Below are 17,905 nucleotides of genomic sequence, written 5' to 3' on the forward strand. Positions count from 1 at the left end.
GTTCAAAAAAGCCCTTTAGGATTTTGAAGAAAAAAACGAAGCTGAGCCGAGCAGACGTAACATGGACGATTGTAACTCGATGGAAGGCTGCGTTTTGACAACAAAATCACCAACTAGCTCGACTTTATGGAGGAAGTCTAATAATTTATTTATACTTGTAACCTCACTAGTATAAAGTGACTATGGAACTTTTCAAGCTTTTTAAAATCTGGTACTTGCAAAAGTGAGCTTTTAGTATTATTTTATCAATAATCCATTCTCAATATAAAACAAATATATGGCACTACAAGCTAATGACATTCCAGCAAAAGTGATGCGTAATAATATAACAGTTACTGAGAATGTTTTTAAAAAAGTAGAACAAGTAATAAGAGCTGCCAATACTCTAGATGCAGTACTGCGAATAAGTATTGGAGGAGGGGGGTGCTCAGGTTATCAGTATAAGTATGAAGTTGTTCCCAATAACGATATCACAGAAGAAGATATTATTTTTGACAATGGTATTACTAAAGTGGTTATTGATGAAGAGTCGCAACAGCTTATGTCTGACTGTATTATAGATTTTATAGAAGAATTAGGAAGCTCCGATTTTAAAATTTGGAATCCAAAGGCTAAGATAAAATGCGGTTGTGGCAGCTCTTTTTCGTTATAATTGCATTAATTTATCTTGTCATCTGATAATGACTCTATCTGGATTGTTTTAAAGAGAAATGAATAAAATTAACTTGCATTTATTCTATGAATTCTTTATATTGTGCTAGCTAGCAATGTGGCTTTGGTATGCCTAAAAATCTTGCTATTTATCATCTTAAAATACCAAACAAAGGAATATTATGCCTAAATTAAAAACAAAATCTGCGGTAAAAAAGCGTTTTAAGCTTACCTCGACTGGCAAAGTGATAGGGACGCAATCTGGCAAAAAACATTTCATGAGACGTCGTACAAAAGCTCAACTTCGTAATCTGCGAGGAACCACAATTTTGTGTGAGCAGGATGCAAAGAATCTTAAAAAATTCTTTCTGCCTTATGGTATTTAATAATTGAACAGGAGTGAAATGAGCTATGTCACGTGTAAAATCAGGAAAAGTTTCAAAAAATCGTCACAAAAAAATCCTTAAATTAGCTAAAGGATATAGGGGTAGGGCGAATAATTGTTTTAGTATAGCAATTGAAAAAGTCGAAAAAGCTTTAAGTTATGCTTATAGAGATCGGAGAAATCGTAAACGTGATTTTAGAGGTCTCTGGATCCAGCGTATTAATGCCGCAGTCCGCCAATATGGTTTGGTATATTCGCAATTTATGGGCGGGCTTAAAAAAGCTGCTATTGAGATCGATCGTAAGGTGCTAGCTGAGTTAGCAGTTAAGAATCCTCAAGGTTTTGCTGATATTGTCGCTAAAGTTAAAGAATATTCAGTATCCTAGGTTTTGTGAATATTTCTATATAATTAGTAGATTTATAGGCATTGCATTTTTACTCGCAGAGTTGCAGCATACAAATATATATGGGGATTCAAGAGCGAAAATAACAATGATATCGACCATTAGATAGCAATGTTCACAAAACCTATTATTAAATTACAATAGTTTATATTTATCAACAGCAGGTTGATTAAACGGATTGATTGCTAAATATTTTGCTATTAAGATAATAGATAACATTGTATCAATAATTTCCCCTATTATTATTTCTTCAGTAATGTCAAAATTTATGAGCTTCACGGGCCGTTCTGCTTGAGTTAATGCGTGATATATATTATTTGCATGAACAGTTAAGTTGGTAGCAATATGAGAGTCATCTGGCTTGGTGTTAGTAATAATTTGGTAAAATTTATCATCTGGCCCTTCTAAATAAAGCTGTAATTGACTATGTTGATCAAATGTACCTCTGGCTATTACAGGAGTAATACCGAAACCATTTTTGCTAAGTGTCTCGGCTATCATTTGTTGTTGCCATCTACATACGCCATCTAATTGATAACTATAATTAAACATAACTAATATTCGCCTACCTAAAAAATATTGTTTTAGATAATATTCAGCTGTTTGGTAAATAACAGTGCTACCTGAAATAACTTGTAAAATCTTTGTGGTAGCTGCAGCAACCACTTTACTTACATTAAGGCCAACTACAGCGAGTGGTAATAAAGAAGCGTTAGAAATTATCCCAAACCTTCCGCTACATATCTCATCATGTTCAAAAAAATGGGTTTTGTAAGATCGTGCTAACTGGCTTAGCAAGTTATCCGTAAAAGGTGCAATAATATATATATTCTGAGGAGGAACTTGTAAGTCTTCTAAAACATATTTAGTTAATAAATATGTTTCGTTAGTATTCCCAGATTTACTCAATGCAAAAAATGCTGACCTATTGAAATTGAGTGATGATAATTGGTCATTAATTTCTGTTTGATCTAAACTATCCAGATATACTACTTTTTTAGCAGGTCTAACAGCAATACTAAGCAAAGCTCTGATATTTAAGGATGATGCTCCAAAACCAATAATAATAATATTATCATACATATTATTATTAGAGACAGCAAACGCCTTTATTTGCTCTTGCTTGATTAAACCAAACTTTAAAAAATCATACTTATTATCTTTGAGCTCTGAAATGAGATTGGTATGTAGTAGGGTAAGCATTTAAATCTTATTTTGCAATAATTCTAGCATAGTTTTACCAATATTAGCTGGAGACATAGTGATGGTAACCCCAGAGCTTTGTAATGCTTCTAATTTATGTTCAGCTGAACCTTGCCCTTTAGAAATAATTGCCCCTGCATGGCCCATTCTTTTTCCTTCAGGTGCTGTTATGCCAGCAATAAAGCTCACGATTGGTTTTTTTATTTTTGAAGCTTTAATTAATTCAGCAGCTCTTTCTTCCGCATCTCCTCCTATTTCGCCAATCATAATAATGGATTTAGTGTCATTATCTTGCAAAAACAATTCTATGATATCACAAAAATCTGTACCATTTACTGGATCTCCTCCAATGCCAATACAAGTAGTTTGTCCAAGCCCTACCGCAGTAGTTTGTGCTACTGCTTCATAAGTTAGAGTACCAGATCTAGAGACAATACCTACGGTGCCTCTTGTATGAATATAACCCGGCATTATTCCGATCTTGCATTCATCCGGAGTAATGATTCCTGGGCAATTGGGACCAATTAACCTAGTTTTTGCTCCTACTAGCGCTCTTTTAACTTTTACCATGTCAAGTATTGGTATACCTTCAGTGATACATACTACTAGTTCAATTTCTGCATCTATTGCTTCTAAAATTGAGTCAGCAGCAAATGCTGGAGGTACATAAATCACACTAGCATTTGCATTGGTTTTGGCCACTGCCTCACGTACACTATTATATATTGGGAGATCTAAATGAGTTTGTCCCCCTTTGCCAGGAGTGACTCCCCCCACCATTTTAGTTCCATAGCTGATGGCTTGTTCAGAGTGAAAAGTTCCTTGTGAGCCAGTAAAACCCTGACAGATTACTCTGGTATTTCTATCAACTAATATTGCCATATATTTATTTCCTGTATTTTAAAGTAATTATACCTTTATTCTTTTAGTCTGTTATACAGACTGTGTGCAGGAATCTTTGATCACTTGATTTATGCGTATTTTATCTGCAAAATAGCGGAGATTTTTTGAAATAGGTAGATTATTGACTTGCAAAACTCCCACTATCTTTCGATTAAAATGCTCTATAAATCACTTCTATAAAAATTTCTTTCACACAACCTGGAGTTTATTTTACTGCAGCAACAATTTGCTCAGCCGCGTCATTTAAATCATTGGCAGCTATTATTTTTAACCCTGAATTGGCTAAAATATTGCGTCCTAATTCAAAATTAGTGCCAGATAAACGGACCACAAGAGGCACAGTAATGTCAATTTCTTTTACCGCAGCGATTATGCCTTCAGCAATGATATCACAGCGCATTATGCCCCCAAAAATATTGACTAAGACACCACGGACTCCTTGATCTGATAAAATAATTTTAAATGCTTCCGTCACTCTCTCACGATCGGCTCCTCCCCCAACATCTAAAAAATTTGCAGGTTCTGCTCCGTATAATTTGATAATATCCATCGTGGCCATGGCTAGACCTGCGCCGTTGACCATGCAACCAATATTGCCCTCCATTTTAACATAGCTAATGCCTGCGTTGGCAGCTCTAGTCTCTAGAGCATTCTCTTCTTCTTCATCTCTTAAGATGGTAATATTAGGGTGTTTAAATAAAGCATTATCATCAAAATTAATTTTGGCATCTAAAGCAAGTAAAGTACCATCAAGTTTAGTTATTAAGGGATTAATCTCAATCTGACTCGCATCAGTTTCAATAAAAGCCTTGTAAGTTGACTCAACAATTTGCATCATCTGTTTAATTTGTTCGCCTTTAAACCCAAGCTTATAAGCTATCTCGCGACAATGAAAGGGTTGTATGCCAGTCGCTGGATCAACTGATACTGAAATAATCTTTTCTGGATTCGCCTGCGCTACTTCCTCAATATCTATCCCGCCTTCAGTAGAGGCTATAAAAGTTATCGTGCTCTTGCTGCGATTAAAGACGGCACTAAAATAATATTCCTTTAAAATATCACAGCCAGCTTCCACGTAAATACGATTTACTTTTTGTCCTTCTTTAGAAGTTTGAGGGGTTACTAAATTAATTCCAAACATTGCATGGGCAGCTTTTTTGGTTGCCTCCTTATCCTTCACAACCTGTACTCCTCCTGCTTTACCTCTACCACCTGCATGAATCTGAGCTTTTACTACATATAGCTCCGTATGTAATTCATCAATTAACCGATCAATATCGTCTTTGCGCAATATGACTACACCTGTAGAAGTAGGTATACCATATTGCCTTAAAATCATCTTCGCTTGATATTCATGGATATTCATTGTTTATAATTATTTTTTAAATATTTAAAGATACCCTATAATACTAAAAATATCATCACTGTAAAGCTTCATTTCAAGGTTAATTAACTATAGATATCACTGTTATTTTTTCTTATCAAGGGGTAATAAAACAATCCTAGGTTTCACCTGTAGTAACCCTTTTAAGAATAGAGTTGTGGAGCCGAAAAACTTAATTAAAAAAATCCTAGTCTGGAAGTACGATCTTGTAAAGGGGAAGTCGGCATAGCAGCCTTTAGTAGGGTAGGAGTTAAAATAAATTTAGTCTTTTTTTCTATTCCTGACAGTCTATAATGATAATTGTGAGGTTGCTGAATTATGGCATATTGATCCCACTCAGGATACTGTCTATCAAGATATGGCTTATATTCATTAGGGCCATATACTTCAAGTTCACCAAACTTATATTTTTTGAGAGGAAATAATTCATTAGAATAAAAAGAATGATTAGGAAACCTATTACGTAGTGCTAAATTAGTATAGGTCAATCTATCATCTATTTGATGATAGATAAAAATATCTAGGCATAATTTGCTGCATATAGTATATATTCTATTTTGGCGTACCTTGTAGTGTAATTTTCTAAAACTGTCAAAAGTTTCTTGTAATTTAGTTTCATCTTTGTGTTGCACTCCAATATCTAAATCGTCATCAAAGGGTATGTACCCTGATGTCTTACTGCTCCTAAAAGTGTGCCGCCTTCAATCCAATAATCTATGTTGTGCTGAGTTAATATCTCATGTGTATCTTTCATTAACTGGTATAATGCTAAAGCTTGTGTTGGCTTAATGGAATATTCTTGTATTTGTGCATCTTGTAGGAGTGATTATTCTCCATTTATGGTTATAAAACTCTAGATACATTTGGTATAACCCCCAGCTTATTATGAGAATTCCCGCAAGTCTATATAGCAATTTATTAATAGCTTTGGGTAGGAAATACATAAGAACAGAAGTATTTATAAAAACAGCTATTTTATCATGTGCTCATAGTATGTCAAGAATTGTTATTTGTAAAAATATAGCATCTGCTGGTGGTATATAACATTCTTACAGTTGACCATTTGAACTTACGATTTAGATTCTGTTAAGAACCTAATTTGTTAAACACCAGAAATATTAGGAATAAATTTACTATACTTTATCTTATTTATCAACTATAAATTGCTTTATTCATAATAAAATAAATTAATAGTCAATGAAGATCAAGTCAGTAATTATGGCTGGAGGGGTGGGTTCCAGATTATGGCCATTATCCAGACAAAATTATCCTAAACAATTTGTTAAATTATTGGATAATTTTAGTTTAATGCAAAGAACCATTATTAATAATATTTCCTTTGGACAGCCGACTTTAATGATTATTAAAGAATATGAGGAAATAGTAAAGACTCAGTTAACAGAGCTCGGGGTAGAAGCAGATTTGATTATCGAACCACTAGGAAGAAATACTGCTGCTTGTGCAATTATATCCGCTATCGCCGCCAAACAAGCTAATTATGAAATTATTATATTGCTACCTTGTGATCATTACATAGATAATATAGATAAATATTTACAGACTATTAGCAAATGTTTGAAATATGTATCAAAATTTGGAGTTTGTACTATTGGTATTCAGCCGGATCGTCCTGATACTGAATATGGATATATAAAAACTAATCAGTGGATGGAGGAGGGAGTCTATCAAGCTAATAATTTTATAGAAAAACCTAATCTACTGCAAGCGCAAACTTATCTACAGGATGAGCAATATTTTTGGAATTCAGGAATTTTTATTTTTAGTGTAGATTTTATACTAGAGCAAGCAAAATTATGGCAAAAGAAGCTTTTTACCCACTCTTATAATGCTCTAAATAAGGCTACCAGAACAAATAATAACATAATGCTTGCCTTAAAACCTTATTTACGAATTAAACCAATCTCTCTAGATTATGCTATAATTCAAAATATTAATCAAATGGTTATGGTAAGAGGGGATTTTAGTTGGTGTGATTTAGGAAATTGGTATAGATTATGGCAAATGCAGCATAAAGATACCTTAAATAATTATTATGAAGGTGATATAATACAGGTTGATACTACTAATTCATATCTTCATTCTAAGGATAAATTAACTGTTGTGGTAGGGGTAGATAACCTGATAATTATTAATACTAATGATGCGTTATTAATAGTAAAAAAATCAAAAGTAGAAAAAGTAAAACAATTAGTACTCCAAATGACTAGAGGAGGCCGAGAAGAAATTTAGAATAGAGGGCTAATATATTGCTTTGATACAAAATTTATATTAGCGCTTAGAATAAAATTAAGTATAATAACAGCATGAATCCTATAATATTGAATTATAATACATGATAAAACTCTCTATAGATAATACTGAAGTTGAAGTAGAAGAAGGTACCACAATATTGCAAGCTTGTACTAAGCTAGGAATAGAAATCCCGCATTTTTGCTACCATAAACGTTTAAAGATTGCCGGTAATTGTAGGATGTGTTTAGTGGAGATGGAAAAGTTTCCTAAGCCAGTTGCGTCTTGCTCCATGCCTGTGTCCCCTTCTATGGTAATTCATACTAATAGTCTGGTGGTGCAACAAGCTCGTGAAGGGGTAATGGAGTTTTTATTGATTAACCACCCTTTAGATTGTCCTATTTGTGATCAAGGAGGAGAATGTGATTTACAAGATCAAGCTTTCAAATATGGTAAAGGTACTAATAGATTTCTAGAAAATAAAAGGACAGTCAAAGATAAAGATATGGGTCCCTTAATTAAAACTCATATGACTAGATGCATCCAATGTACAAGATGTATTAGATTTGCTACTGATATAGCGGGTATTGAAGAAATAGGAGCTATTTACCGCGGAGAACATATGGAAGTAACCTCGTATTTAGAACAGACTCTTGATTCGGAACTGTCGGGTAATATGATAGATATCTGTCCTGTGGGGGCCTTGAATTCTAAGCCTTACGCTTTTAAAGCTCGAAGCTGGGAATTGACCAGAACTCCATCTATTGATGTACTGGATGCGCAAGGTTGCAATATAGCTATCGATACACGGGGAAGCGAAGTGATGAGAATAATGCCTAGAGTGAATGATGATATCAATGAGGAATGGATATCCGATAAAGCGCGATTTTCTTATGACGGATTAAAATATCAACGATTAGATACTCCTTATATCAAATTGAATGGGAGGTTAGTTGAAGCTTCGTGGCATGATGCGCTTAATTTAGTAGCAGAAAAATTAAGAACATTAGAGGGAGAGCAGATAGGGGCAATTGCCGGACAGATGGCTTGCGTGGAATCAATGTTTCTATTAAAAACTATGCTGCAAGCGTTGGGATGTAATAATTTTGATAGTAATCAATTTAATTATAAAATTGATAGGACAAATAGAGGTAATTATTTGTTTAATACTACTATTGTTAAATTGCAAGAAGCCGACTTATGTTTAATAATAGGAGCCAACATTAGGCAGATAGCACCTGTCCTTAATGCACGACTTGGGGTATTACAAAGAGAGGGTAAGTTAAATGTGTATCGAATTGGTAATGTGACTAACCAAACTTATCCTATCAATGAATTAGGAGCTGATCCTGCTATAATTAGCCAAATAGTAACAGGAGATCATAAGTTGGCTCAGGCATTGATCAAGGCACAAAAACCAATGATTATTATTGGAGACGGAGTATATGGGCGTGATGATGGATATGCCCTTTTAGGCCTTATTCACCAAATGGTGGAGAGATATAAAATAGTAAGAGAGGATTGGAACGGTTTTAATATATTGCATAATCATGCTGCGATGGTGGGGAGTTTAGATATTGGGTTTAGCCCTCAAAATGGTGGTAGTAGTGCTGTTGAGATTGTGCGTAAGGCAGAAGAAGGGAAGATCCAGTTCGTTTATCTATTAGGTAGTGACGAAATTGATATGGATAGATTAAAATCTTCTTTTGTAGTATATCAAGGCCATCATGGTGATAGAGGTGCAAATGTTGCAGATGTAATTTTGCCTGCTACTAGCTATATAGAAAAAGATGCAATTTATGTTAACTTTGAAGGAAGAGCTCAATATACCAAAGCGGCTACCTATCCTTTAGGTCAAGCTAAAGTAGATTGGGTAATCATTAAAGAGTTAGCAGATAATTTAGGAATAGATATGGGCATCAAAAATTTGTCAGATATTAGGAGCAATTTAGCCGCAGAATTTCCAGTATTTGCTAATATCTCTAATGTAGTCAGAGGCGGATTCAGCAAGTTTGTCTCTACTGATCCATTGCTTGGTCATGATATAGTAACTAGCCCAATAAATTATTATATGACTGATTCTATTAGTAGAGCTTCGGTGACTATGGCCAAATGTGTAGCATCAAAACAGCAGCGAGACCAAGTAGCATGATTAAGTTTTTAGAGCAATATATATTACCAGTAGCGCTTATATCCTTAAAAATTCTTGCTATTACTATACCTCTGCTGCTTTGTGTTGCTTACCTTACCTATGCTGAACGCAAAGTCATAGGATTAATACAGCTAAGAAAAGGTCCAAATATGGCCGGGCCTTTTGGTTTATTGCAGCCAATAGCTGATGCTTTTAAATTATTATTTAAAGAAGCAATCATCCCAAATTCAGCAGATAAAATATTATTTATTTTAGCACCGATGATTACTTTTATTCTGAGCCTAATAGGTTGGGCAGTTATACCTTTTGATCAAGGAATGGTGCTGTCTAATATCAATGTTGGGGTATTATACGTTATGGCGATTTCTTCATTAGGTATTTATGGGATCATAATAGCGGGTTGGGCAAGTAATTCAAAATATGCTTTTTTTGGGACGATCCGCGCTTCAGCCCAAATGATTTCTTACGAGGTTTCTATAGGGTTGGTGATTGTTACAGTGCTGTTAACTACAGGTACTCTTAACCTTTCAGAGATTGTTGAAAAACAGCGATTATTGCCTTGGTGGATAGATTTAATGTTACTGCCAATGGGGGTAGTGTTTTTTATTTCGGTACTTGCCGAAACTAATAGATTACCCTTTGATTTAGCTGAAGCTGAATCGGAGCTAGTAGCAGGATATAATGTGGAATACTCTTCTATGGGGTTCGCGTTATTTTTCCTAGGGGAATATGCTAATATGATGTTAGTTAGCGCGATAACCACCACTTTCTTTTTAGGTGGATATTTGCCTCCCTTTGGTATCAAATTATTGAGTTGTATTCCAGGTTTTATTTGGTTTATTTTAAAAGTTGGTTTTTTGTTATTTTGTTTTTTATGGATAAGAGCTACGCTACCTAGATATCGGTATGATCAGCTGATGCGTTTAGGGTGGAAAGTATTTTTACCGTTTACTTTATTTTGGGTAGTATTACTATCTGCTATATTAATGTTTACTGATAATTTACCTAATTGACCTGAATTCGATGTAACCTGGTACATCGAATTTCAGAGAAATATATAGAAACAATCAGGTTTAAAGAGGTTTTACACCTGATTGTTAAAATATAACATTACATTCAATAGATGATTTTAATAATTAAAATCATCTATTGAATGATGAAAGAATTGAAAATGCATAAGAAAAACCGCTTCGAGTATGCATTTTTCCTTATATCGAATTGAGGTTAATTAAGGAAATATTAGTATCTTTAGTGAGATCATACACTCCTATTAATTGCAATAGGCTTCTTGCATAATCTAAAGATAATTGAGGAATTTTTAGGAAAAACGAAGTCGAGCCGAGCTGCGTACTTAAATTGTATGTGAGGAACGGAGATGAGTTTTGACAACAAAATTACCAATTAGATTAGGTTATGCAAGAGGTCTAATGAACAACAGAAGGAATAGAGCATTTTATATGATAAAAACAATCAATTATCTAAGATCTTTTTTTCTATTTGAAATAATATTTGGGTTGGCATTGACGCTGAGATATTTCTTCAAACCCAAAGTGACGTTGAATTATCCTCATGAAAAAGGGCCAATTAGCCCCCGATTTAAAGGAGAACACGCATTAAGGCGTTATGCGAATGGTGAGGAGCGGTGTATTGCCTGTAAATTATGTGAAGCAATTTGCCCTGCTCAAGCAATTATTATTGAGGCACAAGAAAGAGAAGACGGTAGTAGAAGAACTACTAGGTATGATATTGATATGACAAAATGTATTTATTGTGGTTTATGTCAAGAAGCCTGTCCAGTTGATGCTATAGTTGAAGGGCCAAATTTTGAATTTTCGACTTTTACTCATAGAGAATTGATATATAACAAAGACAAATTATTGACGAATGGAGATATGTGGGAACAAGAATTAGCAATAAAATTGCATAAGGATTATCAATATAAGTGAGGTGAATGATGGAGATATTTTTTTATTTATTTGCTAGTCTCATAGTGATAAGTAGCGGTTTAGTAGTTATTAGCAACAATCCTATTTATTCTGTTCTCTGGTTAATTTTTAGTTTTTGTAATGCTTCTGGTTTGATGATTTTATTAGGGGCAGAATTTTTAGCCATGATGTTAATTGTCATATATGTTGGGGCGGTTGCAGTATTATTTTTATTTGTTATTATGATGTTAGATATACACGCAGCATACGCTATGGAACAATTAAAAAAAAATTGGCTGATTAGTAGCGTGGTTGCGTTCATTATGTTGCTTGATTTTATCATAATTATTTTGTTAGGGACTCAAAAGATTACTGTGCCAGATAATAAGTTAGAGAACCTCTCAGATATAAGTAATACTAAGGCAATAGGGGTAATATTATATACTGATTTTATTTTACCATTCCAAATGTCTGGTATTATTTTGTTTGTTGCGATGATAGCATGTATTAGTTTAACTATAAAACATCGGCCGGGAGTGAAAAGACAAAATATTTGCAATCAAAATAGTAAAAGTAAAGAGAATTCTATATTAATTGTTGATCCAGAGATCAATAAGGGGGTCGAAGGAATTCAATATGAATAATAATATTACTTTGGAACACTATCTAATTTTATCTGCCTGTGTTTTTAGCCTAGGGATGTTAGGATTATTTTTATATCGTAAGAATGTTATTACTATTCTTATGTCAATAGAATTAATGCTTCTAGCGGTAAATATCAACTTTGTTGCATTTTCTGCTTATGCTAGTGATATTACTGGTCAGATTTTTAGTATAATAATTTTGACAATAGCAGCAGCGGAGACAGCTATAGGCCTAGCAATATTATTAGTTTATTTTAGAAATAAGGGATCGATAAATCTAAGTGATATTAATCAAATGCAAGGATAGCCTAAAATCAGTGTATAATTCTTCTACTATGATAACTTTTGGGAGAAAGTATGGGACCAAATTTGCTATATCTATTTAGAGATGTGCGGTTTTTGCCTATTTTTGTGGTACAGTTTTGCGGGTGTGTAAATGATAACGTAATGAAAAATGCTTTAATCATGTTAATTACTTATCAATTATCTAGCCAATTAGTATTATCAGCTTCCTTAATGGTACTAGCTGCTAATACTATTTTTGTCTTGCCTTTTGTACTATTTGCTAGTTTAGCCGGACAACTAGCAGATCGATATGAGCGATCTATGTTAGTGAAAGTCATTAAGCTATTGGAGCTGTTTATCGCAATCTTTGCTGCCTATGGCTTTAGGGGTAATAATTTAGGAATATTGTTTGTGTCTATTTTTTTGATGGGCATACATTCAACGTTCTTTGGCCCAATTAAGTATAGTGTTTTACCAGACCATCTTCATAAAGATGAATTATTAGGAGCCAATGGTTTTGTAGAAGCCGGAACGTTTTTTTCGATTTTAGTTGGTACTATTATTGGCGGTTATTATACAATAAATGGTAATTTAATTATAATGGTGCTGATCATCATTGCAACGATAGGCTTGATCAGTAGCTTATTTATGCCAAGGTCTGGTAATTCCAATCCTAAAATAAAAATTAATTTTAATTTGTACCAAGAAAGCATGGAAATGCTTAAATATGCCAAAACTAAGAAACAGATATATTTAGCCATACTAGGAATTTCGTGGTTTTGGTTCATTAGTGCGGCAATATTTTCGCAAATTCCCGCTCTAGCGAAAGAAACTTTAGGAGCCGATGAAAATGTAGCTAACCTATTCCTTGCCACATTTTCTATTGGCGTAGGTGTTGGATCTTTTTTGTGTAGTAAGATTTTGGAAAATGAAATTACTACTAAATATATTTTTCTTGCCGCAATAGGAATAAGCATATTTGGTATTGATTTGTTTTTTGCCAGCCGAATCGGCATGATCCAATATGAGCCAGAACAGTTAAGAAGCATATTAGTCTTTTTATCTAAAAAACATAATTGGCGTATAATTATAGATTTATTTTTTATTTCAGCCATAGGGGGAGTATATATAGTACCCCTTTATGCGGTATTACAATATTTTAGTTCTTTTGCTCACCGTAGTAGAATCATTGCGATTAATCATTTTATCAATTCTATTTTTATGGCCGGCTCTACTCTGATTCTATCTCTATTATTTTATTGGGGGTATTCAATCCCATTTGTCATATTATTTATTAGCATATTGAATATAGTAGTTGCTTATTATATCTATGAGCTGATTCCGGAAGTAAAAATCATTCCTTTTCCTGTGGTGCGAGGTATTTTAAAAGTTATTTTTGATTTTATGTATAATGTTGAGGTGAAAGGGATCGAAAATTTTTATAAGGCTGGTAAACGGTCAGTAATTATCGCTAATCATATTTCATATCTTGATCCTGCAGTGCTTGCAACTTATCTACCTGAAGAAATGACTTTTGCTATTAATACTACTATAGCTAAAGCATGGTGGGTAAGGCCATTTTTAAAAGTGAATAGAACTTTACCGGTAGATCCTACTAGTGCAATGGCTATTAAAACTTTAATTAAAGAAGTACAAAAAGATAAAAAAATTGCTATTTTTCCTGAAGGAAGAATCAGCATCACTGGCTCTCTCATGAAGGTTTATGAAGGACCTGGAATGATTGCAGAAAAAGCAGGGGCCACAATTTTACCAGTGAGAATAGATGGAACGCAATTTACTCATTTTTCAAAACTGAAAAACATATTAAAAACTCGGATTTTTCCTAAAATTACTGTCACGATTTTACCACCAGTCCAATTTGCTTCAAGGCAGGATATCCAGAATATGGATAATAGGGCAAAGCGTAAATATATGGGGCAGGCACTTTATGATATTATGGTCGATATGATGTTTGAAAGTTCTAATTACAAAAATACTCTCTTCCAGTCGCTCATTGAATCTGCTAAAGTGCATGGCTTTAAAAAACAGATAATCCAAGATGTGGATTATCAGGGTATTACTTACCAGCAATTATTATTAGACTCTTTTACTTTAGCGTATTTAATGAAACGGGAGGCCAAAAGTGCTAATTATTTAGGCCTCATGTTACCTAATATGATTAAAGTAGTGAGTACTTTTTATGCAATGCAGGCTCTTGGTAGTACGGTAGTGATGCTTGATTATACAAGCGAAGTAGGTCATATCATTACTGCTTGTCAAACAACATCGGTCAATATCATCTATACTTCTAAAGAATTTATCGAGAAAGCTAGGTTACAAGAAACTATTATAAAAATTTTAGCGGCTAATATAAACATTATTTATCTAGAAGATTTGCAGCAACGAATTAGTTGGGGCATAAGAATTAAATTACTGCTTTATAACTTATTTCCACAAAGCTATTATAATAGCATTTGTACTAACCATAGAGATCAAGGCGCGGCAGTGGTAGTATTTACTTCTGACTGCTTAGCGGCACAAAAAGCAATAGTTTTATCTCATAGAAACTTGCAAGCCAATAGATTTCAACTTGGCGCCAAATTGCAGTTTAGTCCGGAGGATCTTGCTTTTATTGCTCTGCCATTTTCTGATTGTTTTGGGTTGACTAGTACTATAATGATGATATTAAATGGGGTACCCACGTTTCTTTATCTTTCTGCTCAGCATTACCGTAATATTCCTGAGGTGATATATGATATTGGTGCTACCATTATATTTAGCGTGGATATATTTTTGGATAATTATGCATTATATGCTCACCCTTATGATTTTTATTCTATAAGATATGTATTGGCGTATGGGGGCACATTACGTGAACAAACTCGGCAAGTATGGCTTAATAAATTTGGTATAAGAATTTTTGAAATGTATGGGACTGCCGAAATGTCATCGGTCATAGCTTGCAATACTCCTATGCATTATCGGTCAGGAAGTGTCGGTAGGTTAGTGCCCCAGGTAGAGTATTATATAAAACAGGTGGAAGGCATAGAAGGAGCAGGGCAATTATTTGTCAAAGGGCCCAATATTATGCTTGGCTATATGTTTAATAATAATCCAGGAGTGCTGCATTATACTGCTTCTGAATTAGGTCTAGGCTGGTTAGATACCCAAGAAGTGGTAAAGTGTGATCAAGATGGTTATATTATGGTTTTGGGTAAGCTAGAGCAGTTCATTATGATAGAAGAGAAGAAGATACCCTTACTATTGATAGAACAACTGGCAAATATAATAGATAAGGATAGTGCTAATGCGGTTATTCATCTTGAGAATGTTAATAGGGAAAAGAAAATTATTCTTTTTACCACCAGCGTGGCTATTAATAATGCTAAGTTCATTGAAATATTACATAATAATCTATTGCCATTGGCGTATTTACCTGAGATTATCAATGTTCAAGAAATCCCTAGAATTTCTAAAGGTAAGGTGAACTATAAACAGCTGGAGAATATTTACCGTAAATCCGGATAAGTATACTCAATGGATTTCAAGAGTTGGATTTCATTTTGAGGGATGAGCGCGCGGAGCGTACACTTAAGTCACACTACTGGACAAAAATAGAAAATGGTTAAAAAAACATATTATTTTAAGTACAAAATGTTATTTTTGAGATAATAATTGCTAAAAACGAGCTTTAGCAGATAACAATTTTTGTACTTTTTTAACCATTTTCTATTTTTGTCCAGTAGTGTGACTTAAGTGTACGCTCCGCGCGCTCATCCCTCAAAATGAAATCCAACTCTTGAAATCCATTGAGTATATTTATGGGATTTCGGGCTAATGAAAGATGTGGTTAAAAAGTTTTTGGTAGGTAAAGTAGGTTATAGCCTTTACTTTAATAAATAAGTTATTTATAACTTAGAAGATAATTTTAAAAAAGAAATGTATGAATAACGTTGTTAGTAAAGTATTATTGATCATTGTAATTTTGCTTATAGCATTATTTGCTTATAAAACTCTTAAAGTACCCAGTATTGCGGTTGCAAAAATTTCCCCTAATAACGTAAGCCAGCAATCCTCTGATCAGTTAAACGAGGTAAAAAAGACCGAAAAAATTATCCATGAATATTTGCTTAATAATCCTGAAGTAATTGTGCAAGCGATGGAAGTATTACAACAACGCAAAAAACACGAAATGGAGATTAAGGCAAGCCAATATATACAGGATCACCAATCTGAAGTTAATAACCCTACTACTTCTCCAATACTTGGAAATAGTAGTGGCAATATTATGATAGCAGCTTTTTATGATTATAATTGTACTTATTGTAAGAAAGGAGATAAGTTTATTAACCAATTAATTAAATTAGATTCAAATGTTAAAGTGTTTTTAAAACCTTTCCCAATTCTTGGTGATAATTCTTATTTTGCCGCATCTATTGCATTAGCTGTATATAAAACTGCTCCATTAAAGTTTAAAAATGTACATGATAGTTTAATAGAAATGAAGCCTATCTCAAATGCAGCAGTAGAAAAGTTGTTAATAGACAATACTTTAGACCCAGCCTCAATAATAGACGCAGCAAATCAAGAAGAAGTAAAAACTATATTAGAACAAAATACACAACTAGCAAGGAATTTAAAAATACAAGGAGTACCTGCTTATATTATTAATGGCAGATTAATACCAGGGATGATGGATTTAGAACAATTGCAGAGAGTGATTGCTGAGATTAGGAATCAAAATAAACAATAGCGTTGTTTATTATATAATTTTTGAGTTGGAGTAGATAGGTTTTGTCTACTCTATAAATTATAAAGCTGCATAATAGTAATAGTACGTTAGAGTAAATACTTCGTAGGAGAAAATTAATAATAAATAGAAATTTATCTGAATTCATTTGACAAATTTAAGATAATTTGGTAGATAAAGAGGAGATAAGAAATCTTTAGAAAGGATAAATATCAATCTTTAAACACCACTTTTTTGATATTAAAGTGTCATATAATTCATTATAACAATTAATACTGTCCCCTTAAAATATAAGTATATTCTTTTGCTCATGCAAATTAGTTGTCGCAAATTCTCGGTAGCTCTGCGTGTTCACCTCATTTTTATACCTTCACCTTAGGAGATTATTTGCCTACCGTTGGTAGATAAATAATCGGTAGAAGAGGAATATATAAAGAATTTTTATGGAAGCCTGTAGATATTTTTTCTCTTTATAAGTGGTAATATTACTCTTGAAATAGAAGAATTATGGTTAATGCAAAAGGTTTAAAGTAGCTTTCATCTTTTGTATAAATTTAATCTTTATATTGTTTTATGGTAAATTAAAGAATTGGCTTCAATTGTAGCTCTTTAAGCTTTACCAAAGGCGGAAAAATTGCTTTATAGCCTTTTCTTTAGGTGCTGCGAAATTTCTATCTAATGAGTAGATTTATAGGTATTGTTGTTCGTAGAACCGTAGCGTATTAGGGTGTCACACTACTGGACAAAAATAGAAAATGGTTAAAAAAACATATTATTTTAAGTACAAAATGTTATTTTTGAGATAATAATTGCTAAAAACGAGCTTTAGCAGATAACAATTTTTGTACTTTTTCAACCATCTTCTATTTTTGTCCAGTAGTGTGATTAGGGTGTATGTGAGGCTTAGAGCCTAGATTCATTATCCAAATTACCATCTTGAGTAGAGTTTCGAAGGAAGTCTAGTATATG

The 17,905-nt window shown here is 33.4% G+C and carries 14 protein-coding genes and 1 pseudogene; 11 read left to right on the forward strand and 4 right to left on the reverse strand.

Annotated features, from left to right (window positions below; genetic code table 11):
• The first annotated feature begins 277 nt into the window (after window positions 1–277).
• The 3 genes from ACFELV_RS03390 (at window position 278) to rplT (ending at window position 1,422) form a co-directional block, all read left to right on the forward strand.
• Entirely contained in the window at window positions 278–652 is a 375-nt protein-coding gene (locus ACFELV_RS03390; protein ID WP_375326749.1) for a HesB/IscA family protein, read from the forward strand.
• 181 nt (window positions 653–833) lie between these two features.
• A complete protein-coding gene (gene rpmI / locus ACFELV_RS03395) occupies window positions 834–1,037 on the forward strand; it encodes a 50S ribosomal protein L35 (protein WP_375326750.1) in 204 nt (67 codons plus the stop codon).
• A gap of 25 nt (window positions 1,038–1,062) precedes the next feature.
• Window positions 1,063–1,422, forward strand: a complete 360-nt coding sequence (gene rplT, locus ACFELV_RS03400) for a 50S ribosomal protein L20 (RefSeq protein ID WP_375326751.1) — start codon at window positions 1,063–1,065, stop codon at window positions 1,420–1,422.
• Between the two features lie 153 nt (window positions 1,423–1,575).
• On the opposite strand, the gene ACFELV_RS03405 is transcribed toward rplT, so the two are convergent.
• The 4 genes and pseudogenes from ACFELV_RS03405 to ACFELV_RS03420 form a co-directional block, all read right to left on the reverse strand.
• Window positions 1,576–2,643, reverse strand: a complete 1,068-nt coding sequence (locus tag ACFELV_RS03405; protein ID WP_375326752.1) for a hypothetical protein — start codon at window positions 2,641–2,643, stop codon at window positions 1,576–1,578.
• Window positions 2,644–3,525: a succinate--CoA ligase subunit alpha gene (gene sucD / locus ACFELV_RS03410; protein WP_375326753.1), complete on the reverse strand. Its 882-nt coding sequence runs from the start codon at window positions 3,523–3,525 to the stop codon at window positions 2,644–2,646.
• Between the two features lie 226 nt (window positions 3,526–3,751).
• Window positions 3,752–4,912 carry an ADP-forming succinate--CoA ligase subunit beta gene (gene sucC / locus ACFELV_RS03415; protein WP_375326754.1) on the reverse strand — a complete coding sequence of 387 codons (1,161 nt, stop codon included), beginning with the start codon at window positions 4,910–4,912 and terminating at the stop codon, window positions 3,752–3,754.
• A 194-nt stretch (window positions 4,913–5,106) separates the two neighbouring features.
• A pseudogene (locus ACFELV_RS03420) lies at window positions 5,107–5,874 on the reverse strand (LicD family protein).
• Between the two features lie 253 nt (window positions 5,875–6,127).
• Between ACFELV_RS03420 and ACFELV_RS03425 the strand changes: the two are divergent.
• From ACFELV_RS03425 to ACFELV_RS03460, 8 genes are all read left to right on the forward strand, one after another.
• Window positions 6,128–7,180: a mannose-1-phosphate guanylyltransferase gene (locus ACFELV_RS03425; protein ID WP_375326755.1), complete on the forward strand. Its 1,053-nt coding sequence runs from the start codon at window positions 6,128–6,130 to the stop codon at window positions 7,178–7,180.
• A gap of 103 nt (window positions 7,181–7,283) precedes the next feature.
• Window positions 7,284–9,332 carry an NADH-quinone oxidoreductase subunit NuoG gene (gene nuoG / locus ACFELV_RS03430; protein WP_375326756.1) on the forward strand — a complete coding sequence of 683 codons (2,049 nt, stop codon included), beginning with the start codon at window positions 7,284–7,286 and terminating at the stop codon, window positions 9,330–9,332.
• Window positions 9,329–10,345, forward strand: coding sequence for an NADH-quinone oxidoreductase subunit NuoH (nuoH, locus tag ACFELV_RS03435; RefSeq protein ID WP_375326757.1), 1,017 nt, complete (start codon window positions 9,329–9,331; stop codon window positions 10,343–10,345). The genes nuoG and nuoH overlap by 4 nt, the downstream gene beginning before the upstream one ends.
• A gap of 444 nt (window positions 10,346–10,789) precedes the next feature.
• On the forward strand, window positions 10,790–11,278 hold the full coding sequence (gene nuoI, locus ACFELV_RS03440; protein WP_375326758.1) for an NADH-quinone oxidoreductase subunit NuoI: 489 nt from the start codon (window positions 10,790–10,792) through the stop codon (window positions 11,276–11,278).
• Between the two features lie 8 nt (window positions 11,279–11,286).
• The gene (locus tag ACFELV_RS03445) at window positions 11,287–11,901 is read left to right on the forward strand and encodes an NADH-quinone oxidoreductase subunit J (protein WP_375326759.1); all 615 of its coding nucleotides are present in this window, start codon (window positions 11,287–11,289) and stop codon (window positions 11,899–11,901) included.
• Window positions 11,894–12,208 carry an NADH-quinone oxidoreductase subunit NuoK gene (gene nuoK / locus ACFELV_RS03450; protein WP_375326760.1) on the forward strand — a complete coding sequence of 105 codons (315 nt, stop codon included), beginning with the start codon at window positions 11,894–11,896 and terminating at the stop codon, window positions 12,206–12,208. Before ACFELV_RS03445 ends, nuoK begins: the two co-directional genes overlap by 8 nt.
• A 50-nt stretch (window positions 12,209–12,258) precedes the next feature.
• Complete coding sequence (locus ACFELV_RS03455) at window positions 12,259–15,714, forward strand: acyl-[ACP]--phospholipid O-acyltransferase (RefSeq protein WP_375326761.1); 3,456 nt, start codon at window positions 12,259–12,261, stop codon at window positions 15,712–15,714.
• Window positions 15,715–16,129: 415 nt separating this feature from the next.
• Window positions 16,130–16,939, forward strand: coding sequence for a DsbA family protein (locus tag ACFELV_RS03460; RefSeq protein WP_375326762.1), 810 nt, complete (start codon window positions 16,130–16,132; stop codon window positions 16,937–16,939).
• Window positions 16,940–17,905: the final 966 nt, after the last annotated feature.

Source organism: Candidatus Tisiphia endosymbiont of Nemotelus uliginosus, from assembly GCF_964264835.1.
Classification (GTDB): Bacteria; Pseudomonadota; Alphaproteobacteria; order Rickettsiales; family Rickettsiaceae; genus Tisiphia.

Coding starts and splice junctions, on each gene's coding strand:
- ACFELV_RS03390 (WP_375326749.1), top strand. CDS start 278: ATGGCACTACAAGCTAATGACATTCCAGCAAAAGTGATGCGTAATAAT.
- rpmI (WP_375326750.1), top strand. CDS start 834: ATGCCTAAATTAAAAACAAAATCTGCGGTAAAAAAGCGTTTTAAGCTT.
- rplT (WP_375326751.1), top strand. CDS start 1,063: ATGTCACGTGTAAAATCAGGAAAAGTTTCAAAAAATCGTCACAAAAAA.
- ACFELV_RS03405 (WP_375326752.1), bottom strand. CDS start 2,643: ATGCTTACCCTACTACATACCAATCTCATTTCAGAGCTCAAAGATAAT.
- sucD (WP_375326753.1), bottom strand. CDS start 3,525: ATGGCAATATTAGTTGATAGAAATACCAGAGTAATCTGTCAGGGTTTT.
- sucC (WP_375326754.1), bottom strand. CDS start 4,912: ATGAATATCCATGAATATCAAGCGAAGATGATTTTAAGGCAATATGGT.
- ACFELV_RS03425 (WP_375326755.1), top strand. CDS start 6,128: ATGAAGATCAAGTCAGTAATTATGGCTGGAGGGGTGGGTTCCAGATTA.
- nuoG (WP_375326756.1), top strand. CDS start 7,284: ATGATAAAACTCTCTATAGATAATACTGAAGTTGAAGTAGAAGAAGGT.
- nuoH (WP_375326757.1), top strand. CDS start 9,329: ATGATTAAGTTTTTAGAGCAATATATATTACCAGTAGCGCTTATATCC.
- nuoI (WP_375326758.1), top strand. CDS start 10,790: ATGATAAAAACAATCAATTATCTAAGATCTTTTTTTCTATTTGAAATA.
- ACFELV_RS03445 (WP_375326759.1), top strand. CDS start 11,287: ATGGAGATATTTTTTTATTTATTTGCTAGTCTCATAGTGATAAGTAGC.
- nuoK (WP_375326760.1), top strand. CDS start 11,894: ATGAATAATAATATTACTTTGGAACACTATCTAATTTTATCTGCCTGT.
- ACFELV_RS03455 (WP_375326761.1), top strand. CDS start 12,259: ATGGGACCAAATTTGCTATATCTATTTAGAGATGTGCGGTTTTTGCCT.
- ACFELV_RS03460 (WP_375326762.1), top strand. CDS start 16,130: ATGAATAACGTTGTTAGTAAAGTATTATTGATCATTGTAATTTTGCTT.